Below are 26,540 nucleotides of genomic sequence, written 5' to 3'. Positions count from 1 at the left end.
AAACAGGAGTCGAACCTGCGACCTTCGCATTACGAATCCAGATCTTTAGAGAGTCATTACGTCTCACGAAAATCCAGGGTGAAACAAAAAATCATTTAAAATCAATTTAGTACATTAAAGCTAAAGCTTCAGATTGTCTCATTCAGTTCCACGCCATATCATCACAAAAGCGGGGTATGTAGAGGGGTATGAAACATGGTGATCAAGCTACTCAATACAGCTACAGAAGTCTCTGCAGCGAAATTGAAAGAGGGGGCAATAGTGCAGCGGTTTGCTGTTCAGTCCAAACATGGCGGTGGCTTGAAGTTGGAGATTAGAGCAAATGGCTTAAAGCGATATATCTATCGTTACAAATTGGCAGCAAAGGAAGGAGAGTTGTTACTGGGGAGTCATCCCGCTATGAGCCTAGCCTCCGCTAGACTCGCTCATGCCGATGCTGTTGCTTTGGTGAAACAGGGTATTGATCCGCGCCAAGCTGCGAAAAAGGCCAAGCTCAAGAACACTGAGATGCCAACATTGCGAGACGTGTACAGTGATTGGTTGGTTATGCGGGCCCAATCAAAGCCTATAGGGGCTCGAACACTAACTGACTACGAGGGAACTTTTTCACGTCATATTGAAAAATCTTTAGGTAGCCTTCGAGTCTGTGATTTGTCTCGTGCCATCTTGTATGAACATTTTCGCAATATAGAGACCAAAGAAGGTGCGCGCAAAGGATTGATCGTGTTGAACCAGTGCTTAGACCACGCTGTTCTTCAGGGACATATAGAAATCAACCCAGCTCGGTTACTCAAACCAGCGATGTTTGGTGCGTCCATGCCGCCCCCCCGTGAACGATGGCTGACAAAGGATGAGTTAAGGCTGTTGTGGGTGGCATTGGAGAAAGCAACCCAGGGGGCTGGTGCTATTGCCGCTGGTGGGCGTGGAATCGCCTCTAACGTGGTTTTATCGTTTGCCGTTGCTGATTGTTTACGACTGATATGTTTGACTGGTGTACGGCGTTCTGAGGCTGTAGCAATGCGTTTTGATCAAGTCACAGGAGATCGCTGGACAATACCAGTGACTAAAAACGGACGTGCACATGTGGTGACGCTTCACCCATTGGCGTTAGAGATCATTGAACGACAAAAGGAACTATCACAAGGTCCATTTGTATTCGAATCTACTAGTAAAACGGGCAACCCAGTAACTGGTGATGCTGTTACCAGAGCATTAGAGCGCGTTCGGCTAAAATATCTCGCCGAATTAGAACCATTCAGTCCACATGACCTACGTCGAAGTGTTGCGACTGGGGTTGCTGAGTATTTAGATGCCCCGGAACGCCTTATTGAATTGCTACTCAATCACGTGCCAAAAGATCGCCTGATTAGAACATACCAGGTTGGAGGTATGGCAGATAAGTTGCGGGGATTATTCTTATCCTGGGGGCGATTTTTAGAGTCAGAGATTACAGGTAAAACAGGAGAGGGGAATTCAAGGAATGTGGTTACCGTTGAATTTCGAAAAAAATAATTGGCGACTTTTAAAAGTTACATTTTCCTTTTATGTTTCATCACTCAATTACAATAAATGGACAATTAGAACTAAGTTTAGATTAATAAAAAATTAGCACAATAGTCTATCTAGACATCGCTTAATCTCTGATTTCAGACTTTTTTACTAAGGCGGCTCTACGTTGTTCGCCGTTTTCAAGACTTTCTCGGTGAACGGCTGAGGCAATCCGATTTATCACCCAAAAAAAGATAATTACTCCAAATTTAACATATAAAACAGAGCTTATTGCCAATAAGATAGATCCTTGCAGCATAAGAAACCATTATTGGAGAGATATAACTTTTATAAGCGAAGAAGTGAGGCATTTAATTGTGAAAGGAGCAATCTATTAAACCGGACAGTTAAACTTTTTTCTAAATGCCATTCAGTACAAAAATTGACTAACAATATCACTATTAATTATGGTAATACTATTAGGTTTTTTGTGTGTCGGTCTTGTATATGGGTTTATTTTATATACTGGCACAATCACAGTTTTATTTTCATGAGTTATGATAGGTACCCAACAAAAAACACCGAGCTTTTTACTCGCACGTTCAATGCCTCTAACACCTAAAGGCATAAGGTCAAGCACATTGATTAAAATGGCCTCTTCAAAATTGAAATAATATTCATCATAGAAACAATCCTTTGCCAGTAATATAATACCATTACCAGCAGCTACCTTTCCTTTTTTTATTGATGGAGAACCGTTAGTAACTATCGGTTCTTTGTGCTCAAAAACATCTCGTTCAAAGTAGATAAAGATAGCGTATTTTGCATCGCTGTACATCATCATCTTTTGGCAAATGCTCTCAATATGCCGACGTTCAACTTTCCCGATACCATTGTCTCTACGTGTGTGACGTTTATATTCTTTAATACTATCTAAACCATGTTGACTGTCAAAATCAAATCCTTTAGCTGACTGAAGCTTGTCATGCCAGACACTGAGGCAATGTTTTTCTGCGGCAACTTCAGCTCGCTGGAATGGAATGTCACGCTGATAAATTTTATTTAAGAGTCGATTTTCTAATTCATTTGCACTGTTATAGTGATCAGTAATACTTTTAAGAATAGGTACGCAGGCATCTAGTATTTGACTTACAGCCCTTGAACGGGAAATCCCTTTTACACGCTTGTAATTATCTAGTGCATGCAATGTCTCTAGTTTATCTAGATTTATATTTATTCGATTATAATCATCCGGGCGTTTAGCCATATTTAAATCTACCTATAAAGTCAGCTTTAAAAAAAATCTATTACCAGCTAGATCTGGCTACTAATTAGAACTGCAACACCACATGAGTCATCAGACTGGATTAATATTACCTCGATGAGATAGTTATACTGGGTATTGTTCACGACAGTAATCTAACACTTCAGTACAAGCAATCCCAGCGTATCTACACCTTACCTTACTTGTGCAAAAATAAAAAAATGAACAATAAAAATCTCAACATATTGATATTTATCAAAAAAACCAACACATCAGTCAGGTTGGGTTGGAATCTTTGTAGGGCGGGGTCGACACATTTATACCCGCAGGGCTGGGTGCCAATCGAACCCATATGTGAGTTGAAGGGCGCCCTTGATTTTTTGGCGCTGTTACCTATTGGAAGTGGCTGAATGTTATGACTCCATCGAGATATCAGTGATTACAGGATAGAGTCCCTAAGAAAAACAATGAGAGCACACCAGCTAGCTATCGTTCAACACACTACTAGCAGGTAGCCCAGAATCCACCTAACAGATGGCTATGGTTTATCCCCTCACACCTATTTTTTACGTGAGCACCACGTCTTATGGACGACAAAGGAGCTCATAATGAAACTACTAAAGCTGAAAGATGTCATCGCAATAACATCACTCTCTAAGGCATCAGTTTATCGTCAGATGAAGGACGGGAAATTTCCCGCATCAGTCAAGATCGGCCCAAGATCTGTTGCTTGGGTTAGCTCTGAAATAGAGTCGTGGATTGAAGAGAAAATAAATCTTCGCTAGGGCTAATTTCTGAATAATAATTTGAACAAATTAGCTCGTTGCTCAGGCTACAAGTCTTGTCCTATCTGGGATAAGAGTTTTTAGGTCGGTTTGATACTCAATACATTTGTGTAGGTAATAGTAATATATGTTTTAAGTTGAATGGATGTGTATGCTTAAATTCAATTGCACCTTCATTGTAAGTATATTGACAGCCTATGAATCTGCCTGCTTGAGCCATACTAAGCAATAGCCATCGCTTATCATAATAGCTTAATTGCTCTATTCCGCATTCAAAGAAAGTGTTAATCGCATCTATACACAAACTATCCTGGTGATTACACCAGTTAATAGACCGTGTTTTAAAAAACTATCGCTCTATTCGAAAAACACACCCATCACTATTTAAACCTTCAATGCCTATCAACAATCTATTGGGAGAGTTCAAATGTCTATTTCTATAGAAGAGTATGCCCTGCTTGCTCAGCAGTTCTACGAAGGGCAGAATTATAACTTTAATGTGGATAACTTAGAGAAAATCCTCTCTGTGTCGGAGTGCGCTCTTAAGCATTACTCCAGAGTATTTGCCTTTCGAGTTGATCTCCATTTTCAACAAGACCCTGCTTTTGGAATGTATTTAGCCTTAAAGCCTGAATCGGGCTCAAGGATACTTAAGGAGTTCTTTTCAAGGCTTAGATGGCTCATGGATCGCGATGAGTCAGAACGACGTTATGAAGGCAAGAGGGTTCATTCGACTGAGATTAGATACGTTTGGGCTAGGGAGCAAACTGCCGATGCTCCCAGTCCTCATTATCACATGATGATTTTTTTGAATAGGGATGCTTACTACAAATTAGGGAGTTATGAATCGGAAAGAATGAACCTTGCCAATAAAATAAGAGTGGCGTGGCACAGCGCTGTGTATGATGAAAATATCACTCCGCAAGATTGTAAAAAAATGGGACTGGTGCATTTCCCCGAGAATGCTGAGTATCTCATTGAGCGGAATGATACCGAGTCACTCAAGAAGATGCTTGTACGGGCAGCCTATCTGGCCAAACACCAGACAAAGCGGCGCGGAGAAGGGTACCGCTGTTTCGGGGGGAGTAATCTATGACAGCCTATTCCCCTCCCTTCACCCTGAACCCCGCCATGTTGAGTCGAGATAGCCGGTGACTGCAGCGATTGATAGCCTCTGTTGTAATCAGTTCATCGTTTGGAAAGCATTTACCGTCCAAAATTAGTCTTCTGGCAAGCACTGATTCGGTCGAACGGTAACCCCTATTTTCCAGTGCAGCCCAGATACATCCACTACATCCCGACGACCAAATCAGCACAAGCTGAATACTTCGCGGCTTGATGCTTCTCAGCCAAAAAGGACCTTCACATATCTGAAGGAACGTTGCTGCTTTCATATTGTAAATCGAGTATCGGGCAGATTGATTCTGAAAAGTTGGATGACTGGTACAAATTCCGACTGCAATCGTCTTCTTAATCTGTCGTTCATTTTGGCGAGGCCACTAACGGAAGTGTTGCTATCTGGTGAGTTCTTGGTCAGGCAACACAGACAGCGCAATCTGAGCAGACTCATGCTGCGAATGGAAACCCCAAGTCGAACGAAAGCCCCGCCACAGAGATGGCTCACTCTGTGAGCCATTTGACAATTTTCTTTTTAATTCAGGGGGAAACATTGTGTGCTCACATGATAAAATCACAGGCCTGGATTGCCAGCGGCGCTTGGGTCAATCCGCAATTGGAGAGATTTGAATGATCAGACGGTTTCGGCTTGAGCAAAAAGGCCGCTACGAAAAGCTGGTGATTGCTCAGCGTTTGTCGGACATGGTGGATAAATTCCTGGATGGGCGCCCTGTCCCGTTAGGCATTGGTGCTGAGCAGGGCGGTATTGCTGAATGGGACGACGTGGTGATCTACCACAGTGATGACCACTGGGAGCACCTGCAAATCAAGCGTCAAACCAGCGAGTTCAGTGATAAACACTTCGACAAAGCTGACTATCTCGCCTCCTACCAACCCCGCAAAAAGACTCAAGCCACCGAGATCACTAGCGCCACCAAAACAGCCGAAACCGCAACCGCCGAAGAGGATCCCGAGGCTCCATCAGACAAGAAATTCGACTCTGAGCTGGAAAAGGTCTTGAAGAGCCTGGCGACCTGGCAACCGCCAGAGGTCGGCGTAAAACCGTCCAAGCGTACCTTTTCGTTGACCCTGCCCGGGCCTGAGGTTGTGATCAAGGGCAAGGAAAAGAATCAGGAAATTATCAGGATCACCCATCTGCGCGAGGTCTGTGATCTTTGTCGCAAGGATGGCGTAAATCTTGCCGGGCTTGCCAAACGCGATGATAAGACTACGCAGAATGTCTATACGTGGCTCACAACGTGGTGCGGATTCAAAGACTGGGCCCATATCGTCGAAAAGATGCGGATGCTGGAAATTCATTGTATCGGCGATGAAGGTGCATTGGAGGCAAGAGCGCTTGAGTCGCTCGACAGGCATTTCAGCGACTCAGCCATGACATTGAGTGTGCTGATGGACTATATCGGAGATAGCACAACTGACACTAACGCGGTGACTTGTCATACCACGGCCACGCACCTTCAGAAGCTGCTTCGACCAGGCTGTCAGTCCTGGACGCAGTACCTAATGAACCCAATACCCGGGCAAGGTTGGACAGTCGCCGGCACGCACGACCTCGGCAGCACACTGTACGCTCTTCCTCGCAGTCCTGCTGAGCAAATCGTAAACCATCATTGGGCGGAGAACATCCCGAACCGACGGCTTCGACTGCATGCTGAATATACTCGCCCCAACAAGGCGCTCACTCTGCCCTCCGCCATCCTTCGTTTGGCGTTGCATCTGAAAAAGGGCAGTGAATCCATGCTCCTTGGGGAGGCCGCTTGGCGCCAAGGTGCACACAATGAATTGAGGGGCACGCTTGGGGACACTGACCGGGATCTTGACGAGCTCCACTGGTTTGATAATTCCGAGGCACTTTTGTGCGCAACGGCGCGCCAGCTCTCCTCGCCTACCGGCACCAAAGTCGAGTCGGATGATCTTCACAGCGCGATGAATGACGTTGTGTGGCATCAGCTTCAGGCTTGCGTCGGAAATAAGCTTAACGGTATCAACGACCATGACCTGTCGGTTGCCATGGCCCAGAAGTGGCAGATCTGGCGAGCCGAGCTAGACAAAGATCCCGGAGCCCGCCTGCTTCTTTTCGAGCAGATGATGTATCCCCAGACTGAGGGCATCAATGCCAAGCACGCTCTGCGTATTGGGCCTCGCACGATAGAACTGATGGAAACTGCAACCTTAATGCTGCTTTTGGTGTGCGTGGGGCTTGGCGGTAATCATTGGCGTTCGATTGAGCCTATTGGCGAAGTGTTGAGCATCGCCTTGCGCCACTGGTCTGGCGAGCCTACCGACCATGACGGGCCCCGGCGCTTGGGGGATGATAATTTGCGCAAGCTATTGGGCCAGGCTCCACCGCCTGTAGTCATCCTCTCGGGTGTAGATGAGTCTGCGACTGAGTTGCTTGAGGCAGGTATGGCTGAGGATTTGGAAGCCGGTCATAGCATGGCAGCCGAGCGACAACCGCGCCTCCTGATCACCCGATTCCAAGTTTATAAGCATCTACGAAACGGGACGTTGGTCAAGCTGCAAGCGCATTTTCAAAAGCATTGGAACGCCTGGCTTCAGGCACGTGAAGCGGCAATCGAAGCCTGTGGAAAAGGACACTGATCATGATGATGCTCCAACAATTGACTGCGGCGATAAGCCAGCGTGCCGAGGACCGGTATGAGATACAACTGGCGGATGCGATAGAGTTTCCGGAGGTTGAGCACACATCACAGATCCTGCGACTCAAGCGTGTAGGACTAGAAAAGGCCGGTTGGCGAACTGTTTTGTTAATCGAGCTTCCGTCTCACGCGGTACAAGCTGCTCACCAATGGGCTGCGAGTATTCGCGATGTCTTGCCGGAACCAGAAACGTCCGATCTGTACATGTTCATCATCCTTCTAGGTACAACTCCTGATGAGGCCACACGAATTGAAACAGATGATCGGTTCTGCCGGAAAGTCGTAGCGCGCCAGCAAGAAACGCCATTGGAGTTTCTCGACCGCACATTCCTGGCTGAGCTTGACCCTCCAGGCGATGTCGAAACGCTAAGCGACCCACTGGTTGCAGCGTTACAAGCGCTCTCCTCCGCTCAAGCGTGGACAAAAGACCATATCGACTTCTGGAAGACGGAGCTGCTGTCAACCACGAACGGCGCCGATGTTGCGCGATCATTGCGCGAATCAATGGCTGGTAGCGAGGATAAGCAATGAGCAAGTTGAGTTCCATAACGGTGTCAAACCTGCGCAAATTCGGCCCTGGTGTTGAGCTTGAGCTGAGCCCTGGCGCAACCATCGTCCTCGCTCCTAATGGCACGGGTAAGACGACCTTGTTCGAGGCTATTGAATTTGGCCTTACCGGAAACATTGCTCGCCTTCACAACGACATAAGCCATGTCATTCGGGATGACGAGGCATTCGCCCAAGTCACTTTGAACTTCACTGATTTTACCGCAACATCCAAAGTCACTATGGCGGGCAAGGTTAGCCAGGAAGGAGATCTTGGCGTTCTATTCCCCGGGATTCCTAAGAATGACCTCCCATTTCTGCTCCGACTGACACACCTGCTCGATCAAAGAGAAAATGAATGGATTGTCAAGGCTGACGGAAAAGACGCCGGCTCCCAGCTGGCGAAACTTCCAATCGGACGTGAGGGTTCCCAGGCGGGCGCAATGCTTCCTTCTGTTCGTCGGTCATTGACTGACGAGAAAGGCCGTAAACAGAAGGACCTGATTGACCTTGAGAAAGATCTAGCGGATTGGAATAGGCTCATTCAAGAACGCAACATCGCTTCAGCCGGTGCAATTGGGGTCCTGCATCCACGAGAGCTCCTTGCCAAGGCAATTTCTGAAGCCGCTGTCCAGACGGATAGTCTTGAACAGATTCCACCAGGACTCCTCTCGGAGCCAGTGAATCAGGACATCCTCACCCTCGCCCATTCCGCGCTGCTCGATATTTTACGTATCAAAGTGGAACGCGTGCAGACTCTTATCGTAGGCCTAGCGGAGGCTGACGGCCTAGTCAGGAGCTTTGGTGAGGCGCAGTCTCGGCTTGATACCCTCCGCTCCAAATTAGCCATAGAGAGGGAGACGCTCGACAGTCAGTCGAAGAGCCGAACGGAAGGCGTGGCGCTTTTGCAGGAACACCAAGCGCATATACTGCTTGCTCAGCAGGAGCGTGTGAGCATTGGGCAAGCTCTGGACAGGCAGGTCAATGAAGTAGGTGCAAAAAAACAGGTCGACCACCGTAACCAAGCATTAATCGAGGCCACAAAGGCTGTCACGAATGCTGAACAACATTGTGTAGCGTTGCGAGAAAAGCATGAGCGCAACCTGCTTATCCGAAATCAGCACGCTCAGCTAGACACTCAATTTCAATCGCTCGCTCAGTCCGAGAAGCGGCTCAATGAAGGCCAGCGATTGATCATCGAATGGGAAGCTACCGAAGCGCGGTTAATGGCGAACCGGAAAGAATTAGGTCACCTTGAAGACCTTCTCGGACAGCTGGGCGCCACGTTGGCCGAAAAACGAGCCACACAGGGCGTGTGTAAAACCGCCGAGGGCACAGCCAGAGTTCACTTTCAAGCGTTGAGTGCTTCTGCAGATGCTATTCGCCAAGCTGTGGCCACAATTGCCGAACACCTTCCTCCAGAACAAGGAAGTTGTCCGTTGTGTTTATACCCTCATGGCGCAGAGGAATTGCAAACGCGTGTAGCCAGCGCGTTGCAGGTGATTAACCCCAGCCTGACCGCTGCCGATCAGCAATTAAAAGCTGCTGTGAATGCTGTGGCTATGAGCGATGCCGAGGTGCAGCATGCACTCGAAGGCGTGGCGGATTGCCAAGCAAAGCTTGCGACTTTGAATGAGCAATGCCAAGACTTGGAGCGGGAGATTGTTCGGTTCCGCACTAACCCAATCTTGGCAAGCGACTCCATTTCCTTGGCTAAAGTGTCGCTCAGGGGACAATTGGATGGGATCTCGACGAGTCGTAAAAGCCTGACAGAGCTGCGCGCCAGTCTTGAGCCGCTGATAGCTCAGGACGCTTTCGACTTGGATCTTCATGGCTATGAAATGGCGGTTGGTGCACTCGATGACGCGCGTGCTCAGTACAGTAATGCGCTGACGCGACGTGATCAAGCCGTCGCTGCATTGTCTGCAGTTACTACGGGAACCTCCGACGGACGAACGATCGAAGAGCTGACGTTACACATGAGCCAACTCGACGATCGAATTCGCGATCTCAATGGGAAAGTGAATACTGTCCAGTCGATGTTGGATGCAGAGCAAAGCAAGCTACTGGAATTAAGCAGTGCTGTGAGAACTACCGAAGAGGCAATCAGGCATGCACAATCACAGCTCGCTTCGCTGCGCGCCAGCTGGAAAGGGCTTGGCTTGATAGGGGATCCTTTGGCAGAAGTTGCTCAAGCGCAAACCGACACGTTGCATTCGATGTTGGTTAGCCTTGAGGGCAATCTCGAAATGCTTGAAAAACTAGGGGTTGAGATCTCGGCTTGGGCCAAGCTGAATGAAACGCAGATGGTGCAACGGCTCATCGACGCAAAGCGCTTGGACCGCACGGAAGAGAGTTTCTTTGCACATCTCAACGATAGAATCACAGTGGCGACCGGGCAACTGGCCGATCTGACAAAGCTGTCTGATGCCATAGATGCCCTGGATGGGTTCTTGAAGAAGGAAATCGGAAACGTTCAAAAGCACGTCAGCAAAGTTGTCCCCCGCTGGCAGGCTCTGCTCAAACGGGTTGTGCGCGAGACGAGATTCCATGAGGCAAGCCTTAAGTTTTTCACTTCCTACAATAAGGAACGTGCGGAGGTCTCGGTGCCGCTGGGCAAGAAATCCGCCCCGGTACCGGACGTTGCGAGTGAGGCTCAGCTCACCGACCTGCAGCTAACTTTCCTGCTTTCAATGGCTATGAGTCATCAATGGTCACCGTGGAAAGCCCTGCTGCTCGATGACCCGACCCAACATCATGACCTAGTACACGCGTCCGCCGTTTTCGACGTACTACGTGATTATATTGTCGATCACGGTTTCCAAGTCATCATTGCAACCCATGATGCGCTGCAGGCTCGCTACTTCCTGCGCAAACTCCAGAACGATGGGATCGAGGCAAAGATCTGGACACTCGTGCCAACGTCACAAGGCGTTACAGCAAAAGATGGACCGTGAAAACAATATATATGAGATAGGGCCACCAACTAGTTACAAAGGGAAAGTACGAGTAAAGTGAATCGTCACTGCTACAGTTGGAGCTTTAATGGCAGTTTTCTTTATGAAAACTGCCATTTGTTATTATTGAAACTGAAGTATTGCATACGTGTCGCGTTGAATGTTGGCAGAGCATTTCTCTGCCAGAAATCAGAGTTGCTTTTGGATATAGTGGTCCTATCAGTCAATACCTGCGTCGCGCATTCTTGTCTCCAGCTCTTCTAAAAATGGTGACCGCCCATGTCGCATTGGACCATAACGTCCCTCCACGAAGCCTGAATACAGCATGTGCACTTCATCTCGAGCCCTAGTAAGCCCGACATAGAAAAGACGCCGGCTTTCGCGAAGTCTTTCAGGACTCTCGTTGAGCCAGGGAAAACTTCCAAGATCTAGTCCGACCATTATTACTACGTCGTACTCGCACCCCTTTGCTGAGTGTAAGGTCTGGAGTTTAAGATGGTTTGGGGAGCCGTCTTGGCCGCCAAGAGAGTCAATGTCTAGTGCAGCCAACGCCCCCCCTTCTGCAAGGGCAACTGACATGCGGTTTAACTGTTCTTGTTGGTCAGCGAGAGATGTTTCGGTGGCCAAAAGTTGATCGATTATGCCGGAGCGCAGCTCGCCGACAAAGTCTCTAGCGGGGCGTCCGTTAGCACGTAATGACCAAAGCAATGAGGTGAGTGTTTGTGCTTCTAGCCTAGCTTGAGCATCGTCTAAACGAGTCCGTCGAATTGTTAACCAGCGATCGATTAGCCCACGCAACTGTGGTTGCCCGACACGCCATCCGCCGGCACACCAGGCTGCACAGTCCTCAACCCAACTTGTCAGTGCGACCTTGCGATAGGGGGCAGCAGTATCAACTCGGATGTATCCGTAACCACCAGCTCTGACCGCTTCGGCCACAATATTGCCGATGCGGTAATCTTTGTAGAGGATAGCAATATCGCCAAGATTCCGCCCCGGCTTTGCCGCTAAAGCTGCCGGAATGATCCGTGTGACAGCATGTGAGGCTTGGCTTGCAAGCCCATCAGGACAGTGTACAAACTCGACTGTTGCCTGCCGTTCGAGATTATTAGCTTGATACCCTCGCACTTCACCAAGTGCCATCTCCGAGGCATTGACGATACGAGTACCGGAGCGGTAGTTGACTTGAAGCTTCACAAGCTCGACATCTTCACGTTCGGCTAACTCCGCAAGTAGTGTTCCATCCGCCCCTGTGAAGCCATAGATTGATTGATCCCTGTCCCCGACTGCAAATAGTCTGACGCCACCGACAAACGCGAGACGTTTGACTATGTGATGTAGCGCTACGCCGAGGTCCTGATATTCATCTACTGCTAAAATGGGAAACTTTGCCTGTACCAGTGGCAAAACCCAGTCATTCTCGGTGATAAGGCGCTGACCAAATATCACCATGTCGTCATAGTCGATGACCCCCTCGCGACGAAGCGCCGCCTCGTAACCTTCAGCCCATGCTGCAAGCTCTTCTTCATTTCTCCATGCTGCGCTCGCGCGATCCAACACTGAGCGGCGATGGCGCCCGAGATCGACAGCCTTGTAAGGGTGTTTAGCGCCAAAGAGCTCGTTTCCCACATTTAGCAGCAACTGATTACTGCGGGATTGGGTCGCCACTGAGAGTGGAAATTCAATTGGCAGGTCAGCTAGTTGTCCGTAGGGCATGAGAAGATGGCGCAGGCAAAAGCTATGCACCGTGCCGACGAACAGATTTGGCGCTTCACGAAGGCCCAGCAATTCGAGTCGCCTCGTTAGTTCTCGTGCACACTCCTGGCTGTAAGTGATGCATGCTGCGCCGCGAGGTGCGATAACATCTTCCGCTAGGATTCGTGCTAACTTCAGAACGAGAGTCTTGGTTTTGCCGCTGCCAGGCCCTGCGAGTACAACGCAATGTCCCTGTGAGTTATAGGCAGCTAACTGGCCTGGATTTCGCGCTAGGGCTTCAGCTTGGGTTAAGTAGGCCGAACTAGAGCTACGCAATGGCATCGCGGATGTACTCCAGTGCGGAACGGATGTAACCAGGACAGTTTTCGTCGGAGACTGAAGGTGCTAGTGCTTGAGCGAACCGGCCTTTGCCGACTCGTTCAATTATTGTGATGAGCCTGTCTTCGTCCAGTTGGTTGGGGTCATCGACCCATTCCTGAACTCTGGCTCGGAGCTCGGCGCCGAGTCTCAGTTCCTGTTCGATCACTTCCTGCATAGCCTCAGCTAACCCACCGGTAAACAACTCGGGCTCTAAGGTATTGGCGTTGACAAAGTAGCCAAACTCCTCTCCTCGCTCGATCACCTCATCAGTATTCATTTCATCATGATTGACCTCAGTTTCGACCAGGTTAAGTACGTTAATCAGTCGCCGACGAGCCCGAGGTGCCCTCCTACCATTAGGATCAAGATCCGTCAGAATTACATGTGGGATGTTAAGGCCTTGCGGGCCCAGTAGCTTTACGTAGGGTGTAAAGTTTGTACCTCCAACTGAGCACACGGTGATCCCCAGCATATCGAGCGGTATATTGAGGGCGTCAGCGAACGCAGGTACAAGGAACTGCTCGGCATCTCCTTCGACTAAGATCACTCCGCGGGCAAAGAAAATTTCTCCGCGAGTGACATCGATGTAGCGCTGCAGGTCTGCTTCATCTCTATCTGTGAAAGGTGCGCTAGCCGTCGATACCGCGACGCTTTTGCCTTCTACTGCATTATGACGCAGTAGCACGATGGACCGGAGCGGTGCCACGCTGGCGATATGAGGAGAGTGTGTTGTCAGAATAGTTGTTAGTGGTGGCTCATTTGCGTCGTTTTTTTCCCCGGAGCCGAGGAAATACCGGTAGACCAAGCGTTGTACGTGTGGATGTAGGTGTGCTTCGGGCTCTTCGACCACAAAAAAAGTATGGTCACGATCACCGTCAGAAACCAATCGGTCGAGCTCCAGACTTTTAAGTGCCAAGAAGATAAGGTTTGCTGTCCCCAAACTGGCATCGTTGACACCACGGACACCATTGTCAATTAACAAACGCAAGCTACGTAATAGTGCATCAACTCTAGTGGGTGCCAACCCGAGCGATAACGGGACGGCATGTTGTGCACCTGTGATGTCGAGTAATCTCCTACTGAGCCTTTCTGCCGTGGCTACAACCTCCTCGTGGCTGACCAACTCTCTCTGGGCTTCATCAACCTGTATCTGTATTTCTTCACGTGTATCTTCGTCCAAGGAGGAGGCAAGATCTTCTATTAACGGTCGTAATGGGGAATTGCGCCAACTAGCTAGATCCTTCTCGGCATCTCGGAGTGCAGCTTGAACATCAAGAGGTAACATGCGTCGAAGTGAGCCGCCGATTAACCTTTCGGGGTCATCTCCACCAAAGATTATATACTCGTAATCTCTCAGCGATTCGGGCACACGTCCTAGTCCTGGCTTTGGCCGGAAACGATAGGTGAGTCGTGCAACCATAGGTGGGCCAGGATCTGTGACACAATCGTTGAGGTGTGCCATCAGACGGGGATCATCGGTGAAGTCCGTCAAATCGACAGACACTTCAACTGTATGCCCAAGCTTTTCGTCATCCAAGCCATCCCAGAAATGTTCAAAGCCCAATTGCCGATCACGTTCAGAGAGTCCCGGATCAAGAATCAGTTGCAGGCCACGTATGAAGTTGGTCTTACCAACCTTGTTTTCCCCGACGATGACAATGCTGTGCCCTGTCTCAATGTCCACGTCTGAAAAATTTGCAAAATTCTTGAACCGGATTCTTGAAATTCTCACATATTACCCCTTTGGAGAGTATGTCAATGTCTAAACAGTAGTGTTCCAGCTGGGCACTAATGGTGTCAATTAGCATCGGGGAAGTAGAGGAGCTTAATGTCATCAAACATTGCAGGCTAGGCTATGTACTCAAAGTGTTCATATTTCAGATGATGCAATTGCAAGCCATTAAATTGACCTCAAAAGAATCCCACTCATAGGTTTTTGAAGTGGCTGAATGCTGTGTTTTTGTAAGGATGGGGCTCTATCAAGTGGGCAAACCCTCAACCACTTTAGGAATACAACTAGCGACGCCTGCAACGTTTGGCTATAAATTCCTAATTTGATTGAGGGTCAGTATGCACCAGGAGCAGGACGACGAGATTGAGCATACCCACCTAGTTGTTCACGGATTGAAGGCAACCCATTTGGAGTCGGTAGCTCAGGCTGACGTGAGAATGTAATTAAATTGGCTGGTGGTGTGGAGGCAACCAGTGCGGACGGGGTGACGTCGTACAATGGAATATGGTTACTGGTGACTAGCAAATTTACTAGCTGTATTGGTCAGCAACAATTCTGATGATCCCCCCCCATTGTGCCAATGTATCACCCCGTTCGTTTTCATAGCGCAGGTAGAGGGCACAACCGTCCAACGGCTGACCTCGGTCATGCACTGCTTCAATCTGACCATTGTGCTCAATGGTAAGCCTCCAGCTCGATGGCGATCACGGCGTTAATAATCTTCGCTCTCCTTGTCGGGGATAGGATCACTCTCCACGCGATAGCCACGATTGATGCAGGTACGCTGCAGGTCAGCCAGAAAGCTTGCCAGTATGCGAGGTTGCTCGGTGAGCGGCACGGGCCCAGCTTGGCAACGCCAGAAACAGCGACGTTTGGGGTCGATACAGATTTCATCTCTCGGCTGGCTCATTGTGTGCCAGTCCTCGGCATTGCTGAGGGAGAGTAGTTGCCACTGAACCCCAGACCAACGCACTTGTAAGGTGACGGTACTGGCTTGTGGACTTCCTGGGGTCAGGTGCAGCAGCCAACGCTGACCACTGCGAGTGGGGGTTAGCTTGGCGCTGGTGGCGACTCGTCCCAACCACTGGCGTGAGTAGTGGGAGAGCGCTAATTCATGGATCATCGTGACCTCCTAATCCCCTGTGACCGTGACGCTGAAACACTCCAACCGGCAATAGGCAATGAAGTTGCTCTGCCAGATATCGAACAACTCTCGCGCTTCGGCCAGCCGCAGCGGTCCCCAGCCCAACATGGTGTGTTCCCCATCGAGGAAGTTGAAATCGAGCTCCTTGCAGAGCTCAGCATATTGGCCTTGCCCCTGGTAGCTGAAGTCGGTGACGTAATCGAACAGCCAGCCATCGAGCCCACGGATCAGGCGGATCTCGACTGGGTGCACGCCGCCTTGCTCGGCGCTGTAGCCGGGATTGCGAAAGTTGAAAGTCAGTTGGGTTAAGCGCTCAAGATTGAGCTCGGTTTTAGCGACTTCCTGGTCGAGCAGAACCAGCAATGCTTGGTCAACTGGCAGGGCAAAGCCGTCCCGGAAAAAGGGAATGGTCATGGTGTTTCCTCATTGAGTTCCAGCAGGAGAGCCCCCCTGCGTTTTGCTTTGAAGTGATGGGTTAGTCGTTTAACCAATCCCACAGTTTGCTTATGCCATAGGCTGCGACGGCGCCCACGGCAAGAGGAGCTAACAACGGGGCTGTGGCAACACCGGTCACCGATACTACCGTTGCAGCAGCGCCACTACCTCCAGCTGCTGTGGCTAGGGTGCTGGCAGCAAGTCCTGCCGTTGCACTGGTGGCCGCCTTGCTTAACGTGTGACGAGCGACTTCGGCAGCCACCACCGTTGCTACAGCGGTCTGCAGCAGCTTGGGGGGATGCTGAATCCCTTCAATACACCAAGTGACAAACAGCTCACTGTTGGCAAACGGCTGACCCTGCTCTCCTTCACTGAGTCGGGCGTAAGCCCGTGTCAGGCTTTCCTCTCGACTGAACAGGCGTTGAGCATGGGGTTTGACCTCAATAGAGCAGTGCTGACTGAATTGAACCAACGAGGTCAGCGCCAGTTGGCCTGAATGCTTTCCTGGAGCGGGTGGTAGACACTGAATGACCTGGTCATGGCCAACAAAGAGGCCATGATGATGGCCTTCAGGCTGTGGTGTTACTAAGTGATCGCCGATAATGAAATGTCGTGACATGGGGTGATGATCCTCATCAAGGGTTGGAAATGAAAAAGGGCGTCACCGTGATGGTGACGCCCTTTGGCTTTGTTTTTCTTAAGTGGGCTACTTGCCGCCTAAGGTGATCTTCAGTGGTTGATGAAACTCAGGGGTGAAGGTGGATACTGGTAGGCGAGTGACTCGGTTGTGAGCGAGCACCTCGGTTGCCTGAATAATGGCGATGGACTTGGCCTGCTCTACCTGGGCGCAATCCACTTCTGTAAAGCCACTACCATAGCGGGTAGCGTCGCTCCCGCCGAATGGCTCAACCTCCAGCGTTGACTCGGCCAGCGATTTGCCCTTTTTGTCATTAAACTGCAGCGTGATATACAACCGCCCAAACTCATCGGCTCCCCCACTATCAAGGGAGAAGTGGTACGCACAGACGCCTTGATTGGCGTAGACGGTGTCGGTGTGTTGGATCGCGAGGTATCGCTGTTCTTCTGCATGACTGGTATTTGCCCACAGCAATCCACAAGTTATCAAGGCAGCTATAGAGCATTTAGTTTTAACGATGTTCATGGTTCACCCGTTGTAATAGTCGCAAGTAGAGGCCAACTTCGTGGGCTTGACCGTCCATGTGGCTTTTTGATCCTGCTCACTGTAGATGTTCAGGGTTGAGGCGGAGAGGATCGCGTTGACGAGCTCAGTCCATTCGGCCTGGCTTTTGGCTTTACCAGACAGGCGTTGACCATCGACCTCGATCTCCTCAACGCTGCTTGAGGCATCGTAGGCTCTGGTGTATCTGAGTTCAGAGTGCAGGGGCCAAGTTGCCCCCGGCATCTGATAGGCGCATTTGATTTCCAGTACGTATCGTGAGTAACCCTGGCCCTGTGTCAGGGTATAGCGAGGGCCATAACGCCCCTCTTCGGCCACCCACTGTGCAGGGGGGCCTTTCGGTGTATCCAGCATCTGAGGCTTCTTGGCATTCTCCTCTGCCTTGCTCCAAGACGCCCCTTTACCCGCCTTGCGTATTTCTCCCCACATCCAGGCATCTAACGGATAACGCTTGATAAGCCGATCACCGAGCATGACATCGACGTTGTTCAGTCGATTGTAGGTATTGACCTCGATACTGGCCGAGGCGCTGCAGGTGCCGGTATCTAGTTTCTTAAAGCTGCGACTGGCGTGTTCGGCAACCAGCAGGTCACCGATGGCACAGCCTGTTTGGGAGCGGTTGTTGACTAAGGCAAGGTAGTAGCTGTTTTTGTAGAGCAGCTCACAGGTACTTTTGTTATTGCACGTTTGAGCCAAGCTGGTGCCGGTACTGTCTTGATAGGACCAGATGTCCTTGATGTTGCTGGCCATGACACTCGGTGCGGTGACTGCCAGGGTGAACAATGGAACGAGCTGTTTCATGAGAACTCCTATTGGTAGTAAGTCGTAGAGAAGGGGATAACCCTAGTCCGATTAAATAGGCAGACAATGCCCAATAACAACCTTTTAGGTTGATCCTCACCTTTTGCGGTTCTTCATGTCAACGAGTCCACCCCCAACCATAGGGGTTGATTGGAGGACTTATGACAGATATCAACTTTGAGCAGTTAGCCAAGAACGTGGGCAAGGCCATTGGGCGTCAACGTAACCAGGCCGGGTTTACCCAAGAGCAGGTGGCTGAACACCTCAATATCGGGATGGAAGCCGTCTCTCGAATGGAGCGGGGGATTGTGGTGCCGACCGTGGTGCGGCTGGCGGAGCTCGCTCAACTGTTCGGCTGTGAGCTGGCGGATTTCCTGCGCGAGACCAGTAACCGCCCGACCGAGCAGGGCATTGTGCTGAGCCAGCAACTGGCCCGGCTCGATGATGCTGACCGAACTCTGTTGCTGGAAACAGTAGAACGGTTGGTGGAGCGGTTGGCGCGTCCCGGCTGATCATCCACCATTCACTGGGGAGGGGATGGGTTCTCTTTCCCCAATTTGTTGGTGAGTGGACTCCTTCTTGGTTGTGGTCTCTGTGGCGTTCTGGTTGCTTGGCTTTGTGGTGGGTTAAGCGATGCAGTCGCCACTGTCCCTGTGTTTCCATTCGCCGTCTCGTCGCTGCAGGCTTCGGGATAAAACTCCTCCAGCAGCATCGGCACCTCTTCATCGATATCTTCAAACTGGCCGTTACGCAGCAATTCACGCGCGGCCTGCTCCATCTGGTCGATGGCGAGACCCGCCTCCTGGTCACGCTGTGCCGCCTCTTGTGCTTGCCTGACTGCCTCAGTCAGGTTGGTTTCTTCCCGCAAGGTCAAATCCACGTAGTAGACCGGTGTGCGGTACGACTGGGTGGTGCTCTTGGCTCGCAACCGCAGGGTGAGCGGCAGATAACGGGTATGGCCACCGCTCACAGCCTCCAGATACTTGAGCCGTGCCGCCAGGGTGCGTACCGAGTTGTAGCCGGTGGTGCGGAAGATAAAGCTGCCCAGCTCATCCCCTTGCCCCTCCACAAACAGATTCAGTCGCCCGTACAGCTTGCAGCCCTGTTGGCCAGCAAAGGCGCAGCGCTCTGGCCCAGGGCAGCTGACCTCCTCCATGCCTTGTGCCCCCACGCGTCTTGCCACCTCCCCATTCCCGACACACAGCGGCCTGCCGGTTTGCCGGTCAAAGGCACTGTATTCCGCCCGCAGATTCAAGTCGCTGTCGTTGAACAGCACCCTCACTGGAATGGCGCGGATCTTGGTTTGCTCCTGCCCCTGGCCACTTTTCTGCGATGAGTAGTGTTGATGCAGGGGATGGAGCAACCATCCCCCCTTTTGCTGTATCTGGGTGGTGAGGGTGAAACTGTCGTCCTTCTCCGGTACCCATTTATCCTGTTTTTGCACCAGCTTGCCGATGCAGATCCGCCCGATCACGGGCGGGGTGATCGCCAGTCCTTTGATCATGGTGTTTGCCTCAAGGGTTGAATGGTGAAACGGCGCACGCCGGGCACCGGTTTGACGTAACGGGTGAGCAGGGCGGGATGATCTTGCCCGAGCTTTTCGAGATCCGGTGCCAGCCGGTCTTTGCTGCGCTTCCAGGTGATCTTGCCATCGGCAAACAGCCCGGCTGTCGCTTCACCCAAGGTGGCTTGCAGCCGCTGCTTGAGCTGCGACTCTTGCAGCTCGACGACTTCCTTTTGCTGACGCAAGCGCAGCAGTTCGCCAAACAGCTGGTTGAACTCGGGAGAATCGGAGAGATCCACCGTCTGGCCATCGTCACGCGGAAACAGCCAGCTCAGAGCATTGGCAGCATCACTGGAGCCGTCAGGCTCGGGCTGCTGGTCTTGTTGCACCATTTGCCAGAACTGCGCTTCCCGCTCGGTGAGATCCTGGATCTTCTCTTCGTCACGCTCGATGCGGTAAATCCGAAAATCCTGGCCGCCGATCAGCACTGCCACTTCAGCCCAGGCATGGCCGGTAACAGCCAGCTGATGGAGTACCTGGCACTGGTAGGCGACAGGCACACCTTCCTCCCACTGGGGGGCGCTGTGATAGCTGGCGGTCTTGATCTCCAGAATGCCCGGCCCATCGGGATGGCCGATTACCTCCCGATCGAGGTTGGCGAGCATGAAGGGTTGCTCGGGGTGTTGCAGTACCGCATTCACCCGGCGCACCTTGTAGCCTGTGCGTTTGGCATAGACCTGTGCCAACACGGGCTCCAGCTCGATGCCCCACAGCACCGCTGCCTTGTGGGAGATATCCTCCGGCTCCTTGCGACCGGTCTTCTCCAGCCACAGGCTGAGCGGGCATTTGTAGGGGGATAGCCCCACTGCCACGGCGGCATCGGAGGAGCCAATGCCGAGTTTACGGATAGCGAGCCACTGCTCGCGGGTTAACTGGGTAGTAGAGGCCAGCCGCAGGGCTTGGCCATACTTGGCTTTTGCTTTCATGACGAGTCCTTGTTGACGGCATAAATGGCGACGCCCGGATTGGCTTGTGCCAGTCCGGGTGAGGTCGTTATGCGGTTTGAATGGGGAAGAGGAATTACTGCAGCAGAGTGAGTGCCTGATTCAGGGCTTGGGATTTGAGTTGGGCACCCTGACCGAACCAGGCGGAATCGAGCCGGTGGTCCTGACTACGAGCGCGGCGGTGGTGATCAACGTATTCGGTGACCGCATTAACCAACCCCCAGGCGGTATTACGGGAGCTGGCAAGCTCTGAGCCCATACCCGCGCCCTGATAGAGCTCATGCAGCCGTTGTACCGGCTTGGTGAGAACGATGCTCTCCTCATCCAGCGGTTGCGCCAACAGGTCGCTGAAAAAGCGCAGCGCCTCTTCGGGGGCGACGGGCCGTTGTGCCAGCGCCTTGGTCTGGACTTTGAACTCATCCCAATGGGAGAGCCCCAGTCCGAGCGACTCTTTGACGGTCGCCGCATCGAACTGAGTGGAGTGGGGCACCTTGATGGCTCCGGTAGCGCCGCGCAGTGCCATCTGCAGGGTGTTGTTGCAGACCACTCGCAGCGAGGTGAACTGCGCCATGGTGCAGAGCGTGCCATCGCAGCTGGTCGCCAGCAGCAGATAGGATTTAACCAAGTCACCGCCTGATAACTTGAGGTCATGACCGGTCTTGGCCAGTGCCCACAGCTTGCGGCCGCCTTTAAGCGAGCCAGCGGTCTCTAGCTCAAAACCACCGGCTTCCACTAGGTCTTGGTAGAAGTGCAGCACCTCGTGAGGCTGTACCACGTTGTAGCGGTTTGAGACCACCGACAGGGGGGCGAGAGTATCGGAGCGATAAAGTACCTTGCTGTCGCTGTAGGGGCGGATATGTAGCGCATCGGAGGCGACGTTAAACATCACGTCGCTCTGCTCGATGGTCCAATCCATTCCGGCTGCCTGTAGCCAGATATCGAGAGATTGTTGCGGGGGTAAAACATTGCCAAGGCCATGCCAGGGCGTTTGACCGGTGTAGGCCATCGTATCGATCAGGTGAGCCATGAGAAATCTCCAATGAAAAAGGGACTGCACAGAGCAGTCCCTTGGGTAGGTTCATGGAGATAACATATACCTGCAAATGAATGTAATGAGACGCATTCATTGTTTGAGGAAAGGTAAGTGCATTCGGGACATGGCTGGATCAGAAAATGAAGTGCAGGAGGGTAATGAAGAATAAAAGCGGGGTATATGGAGGGGTATTTATCGAAAAATCACAAAGGGCTAGCTTAACATAGAAGCTAACCCTTTGTTTTATATGGTGCCGATAAGGGGAATCGAACTCCTGACCTTCGCATTACGAATGCGCTGCTCTACCAACTGAGCTACACCGGCGTGCAGCTAGATTCCCGAAAACTGAGCCATGAGTCAATGCGCCTTGGCAAATTTCATGAGGCCGCTCATGGAGTTAGGCTATCTAGAAATCTGCAAACTCCGGGATATGGGCCCGGCCGCGGCTCTCGAGGAAATCGAGCAGGGCACGGGGGGTGCGGGCCAGGATCCGTTCCTCGGGGAAACCGGTCTCTGCCACCAGTCGCTGGCAGTGCTCGAAGTCTCCCAGGCTGAAGGCGACGTGGGAGTCGGAGCCGAAGGTGAGGTAGGCACCCAGATCGCGGGCGGCCTCGACGATGGCACGGCAGTTGCCTTCACTGCCGGGGCGGGAGTGGGTGAAGGAGGAGTTGTTGAGTTCGAGCGCCACTCGGTACTCGGCAGCGGCCCTGACCACAGCCGGGATATCGATGGGGAAGGCGGGATTGCCGGGGTGGCTTATCATGTCGACCCGACCGCTCTTGATGGCATTGATCATGGCCTGGGTGTGCGTCGCCTGATCGCAGGGGGGAAACACCGGCTCGTGGAAGCCCGCCATGATCATGTCGAGGCGGGACTCATAGCGTTCGGGGAAGTCTATCTCGCCAGCGATGTTCTTGATGTTGGCCTCGATGCCGCGCAGTATGCCGACCCCATCCACGACCCTCGGCAGCACGTGCAGATTGACGAAGTGCCAGACATGGGGCGCATCGGCCATCTCCGGGCCGTGATCCGTGGTGGCGAACAGCTTGATGCCCCGGGCTTTGGCGATGGGCAGATAGTCGTGAATGGTGCTGTAGGCGTGGGTGCTGGCGACGGTGTGCGTGTGGGTATCGACCGTATACTTCATCTTCTCTCCCCTCTGGCATGAGGCGCCAGCATAGCAAAAATGGCGGGTAGAGGCCACGCAGTGGCTTGCCATACTCTGTCACAAATTACGGCAAGACTGACAAAGTCTGGCCACTTTTGGCAGGGAAAATGGCCCCATCGATGCAAGCCTGAACACCCATCGATGGGTCGACACTGGATGGTCCGACCCGTTTCCCCACCGTCGCCCCCTGCGACGGTTTTTTTTCGCCCAGATCCTTGGACATGCTCATTATCCCGGATAAAAAAATGCCCAACTAACATGGCGTTAGTTGGGCGAGACTTAATGTTTAATTGCAGTGGCATAGATATAGAGTTCCGTTTCCCGACGAAGTTCCCACCTTGTTCCTCTTTTTTGATTAAAAACATTTCCTCAACACCCGTTCACATTCTCTTGACATGGTTGGACGTGAAACGTACTTTTTAAACATTCGTTTAAGTGAGGTGTCCAGTGAGTAAAATCGATACCAAGAACCGTATTCTCGATGCCGCCGAGGTGCTGTTTGCCGAGCGGGGGTTTGCCGATACCTCTTTGCGTCTGATCACCAGCGAGGCCGATGTGAACCTGGCCTCGGTCAACTACCACTTCGGCTCCAAGAAGGAGCTGATCCAGGCGGTGCTTGACCGCTATCTGAGCCTCTTCATGCCGGAACTGGATGCGCGTCTGCACACCCTGATGGCGCAGGAACAGCTGACGCTCTTGCAGGTGTTCGAGAGCTTCGTCGAACCCTTGATGAAGCTGGTGGCCGTGCGCACCAACGGGCCTGCCATCTTCATGCAACTGCTGGGACGCGGCTACATCGACAGCCAGGGTCACCTGCGCCGCTTCATCACCACCCACTATGGCGCCACCCTGCACGGGATCACCCAGGCCATCTCCAAGGCCAACCCGGCCTTGTCGCCCGCGGATCTGTTCTGGCGCCTGCACTTCACCCTGGGCACAGTCGTGTTCACCATGGCGTCCGCCGATGCCCTGCGTGATATCGCCCAGGCCGATTTTGGTCAGCAGCTCGATGTAGAAGGGCTGGTGCGCAACGTTATTCCTTATCTGGCGTCCGGTGTCGGTGCGCCCGTGGAGTCGACCAGGCTCTCCCTGGCCGTGTAGTGCCCAACAATAATCAACGGAAACAGTGAAATAAAAGGAACTTTCGTATGATCACATTGCTTGTCCTGCTGGTGCTGGCGATAGCCGTGGTACTCGGGATCCCAGCCATCCGTAAAAAGGTGGTGACCCGTCCGGTGTTCGGTATCTTCAAGAAAATCCTGCCGCCCTTGTCGGCCACCGAGCGTGAGGCCATGGAGGCTGGCTCCGTCTGGTGGGATGGCGAGCTGTTTCGCGGCAACCCCGACTGGAAGAAGTTGCACGGCTATGGCAAGGCGACCCTGAGCGCCGAGGAGCAGGCCTTCATCGACAATCAGGTCGAGACCCTGCTCGCCATGGTGGATGACTTCAAGATCGTCAACGAGACCAAGGATCTGCCGGAACCGGTGTGGGATTACCTGAAGAAGGAAGGCTTCTTCGCCCTGATCATTCCGAAATCCTATGGCGGGCGCGAGTTTTCGGCCATCGCCAACTCCACCATCGTCACCCGCATCGCCACCAAGAGCCTGAGCGTGGCGGTCACCGTCATGGTGCCGAACTCCCTCGGCCCCGGCGAATTGCTGATGCACTATGGTACCCAGGCCCAGAAGGACTTCTGGCTGCCGGGACTGGCCAATGGCAAGGAAGTGCCCTGTTTCGCCCTGACCGGCCCGGAAGCGGGTTCCGATGCCGGCGCCATCCCGGACAAGGGGATCGTCTGCAAGGGCATGTACAAGGGTGAGGAAGTGCTCGGGCTTCGCCTGAACTGGAACAAGCGCTATATCACCCTGGCCCCGCGTGCCACCGTGCTGGGCCTGGCGTTCAAGATGTATGACCCGGACAAGCTGCTGGGAGACAAGGAAGAGATCGGCATCACCTGTGCCCTGATCCCGACCAACCACCCCGGCGTGCGGGTCGGCGATCGCCACTACCCCATGGGGCTGGCGTTCCTGAACGGCCCTACCTTCGGCAAGGATGTGTTCATTCCGCTCGACTGGATCATCGGTGGCCCGGAATACGCGGGTCGCGGCTGGCGCATGCTGGTTGAATGCCTCTCCGCCGGTCGTGGCATCTCGTTGCCGGCCCTCGGCACTGCCTGTGGTCACATGGCGAGTCGCACCGTGGGTGCCTACTCCTATGTGCGCAAGCAGTTCGGCATGTCCATCGGCAAGTTTGAAGGGGTGCAGGAGGCTCTGGCTCGCATCGGCGGTCTGACCTATCAGCTGGAAGGGGCGCGTCGTATGACCGCAGGTTCCCTGGATCTGGGGCAGGCACCGGCCATCGTCACCGCGATTTCCAAGTACCACATGACCGAGATGGCCCGCCAGATCATGGATGACTCCATGGACATCCACGCCGGTCGCGCCATCCAGCTCGGTCCGAAGAACTACACCGGCTACGCCTACATGGGCATTCCGGTGGCCATCACGGTGGAAGGGGCCAACATCCTGACCCGCAACCTGATGATCTTCGGCCAGGGTGCCACCCGTTGTCACCCCTATGTGTTCGCCGAGCTGGAAGCGGCCGCCGACACCGACGTGGAGCGTGGCCTCGAGAAGTTCGACGCCCTGCTGATGAAGCACATCGCGTTTGGCACCGGCAACTTCTTCGGCGCCCTGTTCCAGGGGTTGACCCTGGGCCAGTTCAACGGTTCCCCGGTGGGTGGCGAGACCGCACGCTACTACAAGCAGCTGTCCCGCATGAGCAAGGGGCTGGCGCTGTGCGCCGATGTTTCCATGCTGATGCTGGGTGGGGATCTCAAGCGCAAGGAGATGATCTCCGCTCGCCTGGGTGACGTGCTGAGTCATCTCTATCTGGCTTCTGCCACCCTCAAGCACTACGAGGATCAGGGCCGCATGGTCTCGGATCTGCCCTTCGTGCAGTACGCGGTGGAGCGTAACCTCTACCTCATCGGCAAGGCGTTCGAGGGCTTCTTCCAGAACTTCCCGAACAAGGTCGCAGGGGCCGTGCTCAAGCGGGTAGTGTTCCCGTTCGGCGTCGGTTACAAGATGCCGGCGGACGATCGCTGCCACGCCATCTGCCTGGCCATGATGAAGCCGGGTGAGTTCCGCGACCGCCTGACTGCCCTGTGTTATGTGGGCAAGGATGAGGCGGATCCGGTCGGCCAGATGGAGCGCGCCTTCCAGGCCATGGTCGCGGTTCAGCCCATCGAGAAGAAGCTGGTGCAGGCCCAGAAAGAGGGCAAACTGCCACGCAAGATGGCCCTGCCTGAGCTGGTCGCCGCGGCGCTGTCCCAGTCCATCCTGAGCCAGGATGAGGCGGACAAGCTGCTGGCCGCCGATGCCCTGCGCTATGAGGCTATCCAGGTGGACAACTTCGCGCCCGGTGAGCTGGAGGGATTGTCTCAACCGGCCCCGGCGGTGCATGCCGCCTGAGTCTGATGCTAGAGTGACAAACCGGCCCATGTGGCCGGTTTTTTTGTTGTTTAACCAGGCATTTACAATGCCGATTAATTCCAGTTTAATGCAATGGCCCTCACCCTTGGGCAGGAAGCCAGGCCAGTGGAATGG

At 52.7% G+C, this 26,540-nt stretch carries 21 protein-coding genes and 1 tRNA gene; 9 read left to right on the top strand and 13 right to left on the bottom strand.

What is annotated here, in order from left to right:
• Positions 1-195 precede the first annotated feature (195 nt).
• A complete protein-coding gene (locus ACW5W7_RS00635) occupies positions 196-1,512 on the top strand; it encodes a tyrosine-type recombinase/integrase (protein ID WP_456500419.1) in 1,317 nt (438 codons plus the stop codon).
• Between the two features lie 406 nt (positions 1,513-1,918).
• On the opposite strand, the gene ACW5W7_RS00630 is transcribed toward ACW5W7_RS00635, so the two are convergent.
• Complete coding sequence (locus tag ACW5W7_RS00630; protein ID WP_456500418.1) at positions 1,919-2,755, bottom strand: hypothetical protein; 837 nt, start codon at positions 2,753-2,755, stop codon at positions 1,919-1,921.
• A gap of 605 nt (positions 2,756-3,360) precedes the next feature.
• Between ACW5W7_RS00630 and ACW5W7_RS00625 the strand changes: the two genes are divergently transcribed.
• From ACW5W7_RS00625 to ACW5W7_RS00605, 5 genes are all read left to right on the top strand, one after another.
• A complete protein-coding gene (locus ACW5W7_RS00625; protein WP_456500417.1) occupies positions 3,361-3,537 on the top strand; it encodes a helix-turn-helix transcriptional regulator in 177 nt (58 codons plus the stop codon).
• 427 nt (positions 3,538-3,964) lie between these two features.
• The gene (locus ACW5W7_RS00620) at positions 3,965-4,633 is read left to right on the top strand and encodes an inovirus Gp2 family protein (RefSeq protein WP_456500416.1); all 669 of its coding nucleotides are present in this window, start codon (positions 3,965-3,967) and stop codon (positions 4,631-4,633) included.
• Positions 4,634-5,283: 650 nt separating this feature from the next.
• A complete protein-coding gene (locus ACW5W7_RS00615) occupies positions 5,284-7,275 on the top strand; it encodes an ABC-three component system protein (RefSeq protein WP_456500415.1) in 1,992 nt (663 codons plus the stop codon).
• 2 nt (positions 7,276-7,277) lie between these two features.
• The gene (locus ACW5W7_RS00610) at positions 7,278-7,865 is read left to right on the top strand and encodes an ABC-three component system middle component 1 (RefSeq protein ID WP_456500414.1); all 588 of its coding nucleotides are present in this window, start codon (positions 7,278-7,280) and stop codon (positions 7,863-7,865) included.
• The gene (locus tag ACW5W7_RS00605) at positions 7,862-10,837 is read left to right on the top strand and encodes an AAA family ATPase (protein WP_456500413.1); all 2,976 of its coding nucleotides are present in this window, start codon (positions 7,862-7,864) and stop codon (positions 10,835-10,837) included. Before ACW5W7_RS00610 ends, ACW5W7_RS00605 begins: the two co-directional genes overlap by 4 nt.
• Before the next feature lie 219 nt (positions 10,838-11,056).
• Here the strand turns inward: ACW5W7_RS00605 and ACW5W7_RS00600 are convergent, their stop codons facing one another.
• The 7 genes from ACW5W7_RS00600 to ACW5W7_RS00570 form a co-directional block, all read right to left on the bottom strand.
• Positions 11,057-12,874 carry an ATP-dependent helicase gene (locus tag ACW5W7_RS00600; RefSeq protein WP_456500412.1) on the bottom strand — a complete coding sequence of 606 codons (1,818 nt, stop codon included), beginning with the start codon at positions 12,872-12,874 and terminating at the stop codon, positions 11,057-11,059.
• A complete protein-coding gene (locus ACW5W7_RS00595; protein WP_456500411.1) occupies positions 12,861-14,645 on the bottom strand; it encodes an ATP-dependent nuclease in 1,785 nt (594 codons plus the stop codon). Before ACW5W7_RS00595 ends, ACW5W7_RS00600 begins: the two co-directional genes overlap by 14 nt.
• A gap of 712 nt (positions 14,646-15,357) precedes the next feature.
• Positions 15,358-15,768, bottom strand: a complete 411-nt coding sequence (locus ACW5W7_RS00590) for a hypothetical protein (RefSeq protein WP_456500410.1) — start codon at positions 15,766-15,768, stop codon at positions 15,358-15,360.
• A gap of 9 nt (positions 15,769-15,777) precedes the next feature.
• The gene (locus ACW5W7_RS00585; protein WP_456500409.1) at positions 15,778-16,203 is read right to left on the bottom strand and encodes a DUF2787 domain-containing protein; all 426 of its coding nucleotides are present in this window, start codon (positions 16,201-16,203) and stop codon (positions 15,778-15,780) included.
• Between the two features lie 61 nt (positions 16,204-16,264).
• Complete coding sequence (locus tag ACW5W7_RS00580) at positions 16,265-16,843, bottom strand: hypothetical protein (protein WP_456500408.1); 579 nt, start codon at positions 16,841-16,843, stop codon at positions 16,265-16,267.
• An 87-nt stretch (positions 16,844-16,930) separates the two neighbouring features.
• Entirely contained in the window at positions 16,931-17,386 is a 456-nt protein-coding gene (locus tag ACW5W7_RS00575; protein ID WP_456500407.1) for an IrmA family protein, read from the bottom strand.
• Between the two features lie 3 nt (positions 17,387-17,389).
• Positions 17,390-18,223: a hypothetical protein gene (locus ACW5W7_RS00570; RefSeq protein WP_456500406.1), complete on the bottom strand. Its 834-nt coding sequence runs from the start codon at positions 18,221-18,223 to the stop codon at positions 17,390-17,392.
• A gap of 161 nt (positions 18,224-18,384) precedes the next feature.
• On the opposite strand from ACW5W7_RS00570, the gene ACW5W7_RS00565 reads away from it, so the two are divergent.
• The gene (locus tag ACW5W7_RS00565; RefSeq protein ID WP_456500405.1) at positions 18,385-18,735 is read left to right on the top strand and encodes a helix-turn-helix domain-containing protein; all 351 of its coding nucleotides are present in this window, start codon (positions 18,385-18,387) and stop codon (positions 18,733-18,735) included.
• An 11-nt stretch (positions 18,736-18,746) separates the two neighbouring features.
• On the opposite strand, the gene ACW5W7_RS00560 is transcribed toward ACW5W7_RS00565, so the two are convergent.
• The 5 genes from ACW5W7_RS00560 to ACW5W7_RS00540 form a co-directional block, all read right to left on the bottom strand.
• Positions 18,747-19,727, bottom strand: coding sequence for a recombination directionality factor (locus tag ACW5W7_RS00560; protein WP_456500404.1), 981 nt, complete (start codon positions 19,725-19,727; stop codon positions 18,747-18,749).
• The gene (locus ACW5W7_RS00555; protein WP_456500403.1) at positions 19,724-20,713 is read right to left on the bottom strand and encodes a YqaJ viral recombinase family nuclease; all 990 of its coding nucleotides are present in this window, start codon (positions 20,711-20,713) and stop codon (positions 19,724-19,726) included. Before ACW5W7_RS00555 ends, ACW5W7_RS00560 begins: the two co-directional genes overlap by 4 nt.
• Positions 20,714-20,807: 94 nt before the next feature.
• A complete protein-coding gene (locus ACW5W7_RS00550) occupies positions 20,808-21,758 on the bottom strand; it encodes a DUF932 domain-containing protein (protein WP_456500402.1) in 951 nt (316 codons plus the stop codon).
• Positions 21,759-22,012: 254 nt separating this feature from the next.
• Positions 22,013-22,088, bottom strand: a tRNA-Thr gene (locus ACW5W7_RS00545).
• 82 nt (positions 22,089-22,170) lie between these two features.
• Positions 22,171-22,911 carry a PHP domain-containing protein gene (locus ACW5W7_RS00540; protein WP_456500401.1) on the bottom strand — a complete coding sequence of 247 codons (741 nt, stop codon included), beginning with the start codon at positions 22,909-22,911 and terminating at the stop codon, positions 22,171-22,173.
• Positions 22,912-23,379: 468 nt separating this feature from the next.
• On the opposite strand from ACW5W7_RS00540, the gene ACW5W7_RS00535 reads away from it, so the two are divergent.
• Both ACW5W7_RS00535 and ACW5W7_RS00530 read left to right on the top strand, forming a co-directional pair.
• The gene (locus ACW5W7_RS00535; protein WP_349918571.1) at positions 23,380-24,033 is read left to right on the top strand and encodes a TetR/AcrR family transcriptional regulator; all 654 of its coding nucleotides are present in this window, start codon (positions 23,380-23,382) and stop codon (positions 24,031-24,033) included.
• 47 nt (positions 24,034-24,080) lie between these two features.
• Complete coding sequence (locus ACW5W7_RS00530; protein ID WP_349918569.1) at positions 24,081-26,405, top strand: acyl-CoA dehydrogenase; 2,325 nt, start codon at positions 24,081-24,083, stop codon at positions 26,403-26,405.
• Positions 26,406-26,540 lie beyond the last annotated feature (135 nt).

It is taken from the genome of Aeromonas intestinalis (genome assembly GCF_054052485.1).
This window is presented reverse-complemented; position numbering and strand designations above follow the sequence as displayed.

What these genes read in the sequence shown, in the direction of transcription:
- ACW5W7_RS00580 (WP_456500408.1), bottom strand. Translation starts at nt 16,843, where the DNA reads ATGTCACGACATTTCATTATCGGCGATCACTTAGTAACACCACAGCCT.
- ACW5W7_RS00610 (WP_456500414.1), top strand. Translation starts at nt 7,278, where the DNA reads ATGATGATGCTCCAACAATTGACTGCGGCGATAAGCCAGCGTGCCGAG.
- ACW5W7_RS00530 (WP_349918569.1), top strand. Translation starts at nt 24,081, where the DNA reads ATGATCACATTGCTTGTCCTGCTGGTGCTGGCGATAGCCGTGGTACTC.
- ACW5W7_RS00590 (WP_456500410.1), bottom strand. Translation starts at nt 15,768, where the DNA reads ATGATCCATGAATTAGCGCTCTCCCACTACTCACGCCAGTGGTTGGGA.
- ACW5W7_RS00585 (WP_456500409.1), bottom strand. Translation starts at nt 16,203, where the DNA reads ATGACCATTCCCTTTTTCCGGGACGGCTTTGCCCTGCCAGTTGACCAA.
- ACW5W7_RS00550 (WP_456500402.1), bottom strand. Translation starts at nt 21,758, where the DNA reads ATGGCTCACCTGATCGATACGATGGCCTACACCGGTCAAACGCCCTGG.
- ACW5W7_RS00630 (WP_456500418.1), bottom strand. Translation starts at nt 2,755, where the DNA reads ATGGCTAAACGCCCGGATGATTATAATCGAATAAATATAAATCTAGAT.
- ACW5W7_RS00635 (WP_456500419.1), top strand. Translation starts at nt 196, where the DNA reads ATGGTGATCAAGCTACTCAATACAGCTACAGAAGTCTCTGCAGCGAAA.
- ACW5W7_RS00560 (WP_456500404.1), bottom strand. Translation starts at nt 19,727, where the DNA reads ATGATCAAAGGACTGGCGATCACCCCGCCCGTGATCGGGCGGATCTGC.
- ACW5W7_RS00615 (WP_456500415.1), top strand. Translation starts at nt 5,284, where the DNA reads ATGATCAGACGGTTTCGGCTTGAGCAAAAAGGCCGCTACGAAAAGCTG.
- ACW5W7_RS00565 (WP_456500405.1), top strand. Translation starts at nt 18,385, where the DNA reads ATGACAGATATCAACTTTGAGCAGTTAGCCAAGAACGTGGGCAAGGCC.
- ACW5W7_RS00605 (WP_456500413.1), top strand. Translation starts at nt 7,862, where the DNA reads ATGAGCAAGTTGAGTTCCATAACGGTGTCAAACCTGCGCAAATTCGGC.
- ACW5W7_RS00570 (WP_456500406.1), bottom strand. Translation starts at nt 18,223, where the DNA reads ATGAAACAGCTCGTTCCATTGTTCACCCTGGCAGTCACCGCACCGAGT.
- ACW5W7_RS00540 (WP_456500401.1), bottom strand. Translation starts at nt 22,911, where the DNA reads ATGAAGTATACGGTCGATACCCACACGCACACCGTCGCCAGCACCCAC.
- ACW5W7_RS00555 (WP_456500403.1), bottom strand. Translation starts at nt 20,713, where the DNA reads ATGAAAGCAAAAGCCAAGTATGGCCAAGCCCTGCGGCTGGCCTCTACT.
- ACW5W7_RS00625 (WP_456500417.1), top strand. Translation starts at nt 3,361, where the DNA reads ATGAAACTACTAAAGCTGAAAGATGTCATCGCAATAACATCACTCTCT.
- ACW5W7_RS00575 (WP_456500407.1), bottom strand. Translation starts at nt 17,386, where the DNA reads ATGAACATCGTTAAAACTAAATGCTCTATAGCTGCCTTGATAACTTGT.
- ACW5W7_RS00600 (WP_456500412.1), bottom strand. Translation starts at nt 12,874, where the DNA reads ATGCCATTGCGTAGCTCTAGTTCGGCCTACTTAACCCAAGCTGAAGCC.
- ACW5W7_RS00620 (WP_456500416.1), top strand. Translation starts at nt 3,965, where the DNA reads ATGTCTATTTCTATAGAAGAGTATGCCCTGCTTGCTCAGCAGTTCTAC.